Here is a 1,091-nt window from a genome sequence, read left to right on the forward strand (position 1 = left end):
CACCACGACCGCCACACCCTCGCCGAGGGCGATGCCGTCGGCCGAGGAGTCGAAAGTCGCGCAGCGGCCCGTCTTGGACAGCGCGCCGACCGAGGAGAACAGGAGGTAGTCGTCGACCGCGTTGTGCAGGTCGGCGCCGCCGCACAGGACCATTTCGCTGGTGCCGCCGACGAGTTCCTTGCAGCCGATGTCGACCGCCGCCAGCGACGACGCGCACGCGGCGTCGACGGTGTAGTTGGCGCCGCCCAGGTCGAGCCGGTTGGCGATGCGGCCGGAGATGACGTTGGCCAGCCTGCCGGGGAAGGTGTCCTCGCTCAGCTCCGGCAACTGGTCGGCCAGCTGGTCCGGGACCGCGCCGAGGTACTCGGGCAGGGCCATGCGCAGGGTCTGCGCGGTGGCCAGGTCGCTGCCCGCCTCGGCGCCGAAGACCACGCTCGTGCGGTCGCGGCCCGGTCCGCCGTCGGGGTAGCCCGCGTCCGCGAGCGCGCGGCGGGCCGCTTCCAGGGCCAGCAGCTGCACCGGCTCGATGGCGGCGAGGGTCGACGGCGGGATGCCGTAGCTCAGCGGGTCGAAGGGGATCTCGGGCAGGAAGCCGCCCCACTTCGACGGTGTGCGGCCGGGACCGCCGCCATCGGCGTAGTACGTGTCGACGTCCCAGCGGCCCGCGGGCACCTCGGTGACCTGGTCCGCCCCACCGACCACAGTGGACCAGAAGGCGGCGAGCGTGTCTGCGCCAGGGAACATCGCGGACATGCCGACGATGGCGATGTCCAGCGGGGGCAGCTCAGGAGTGCCCGCCGGAAGGTCCATGTGGGACCGCAGCACGGCGGACCGCTTGTTCCACAACGCGACCGCGCCGGAGGTGACCTCGGAGTGCAGGGCGGCGATGGTGGTCGGCCGTGACCGGAGCACTGCGACATCGCCTGCCATGAACAGGCCCTGGTCGAGCTGGTCATCCTCGCTGACGGCGACAAGGGCGTCGCCCTCGCGGCGCACGCCCTTGCTGGCGATGCGCAGCCTGCCGGTGTTGAGCGACTCCAGCCGCTCCCACACCTCACGCTCGGGCACACCCTGGTCGAGCAGTTCGCGCC

General features: G+C 72.3%; 1 protein-coding gene. It reads right to left on the bottom strand.

Features of this window, described 5'->3' with window-relative positions; all coding sequences use genetic code 11:
• Positions 1-1,091, bottom strand: a 1,091-nt coding sequence (locus ACRDSQ_RS13195; protein WP_431421287.1) for a beta-ketoacyl synthase N-terminal-like domain-containing protein, incomplete at both ends; no start/stop codon positions are given.

Source organism: Actinokineospora sp. (assembly GCF_050699995.1).
GTDB lineage: Bacteria > Actinomycetota > Actinomycetes > Mycobacteriales > Pseudonocardiaceae > Actinokineospora.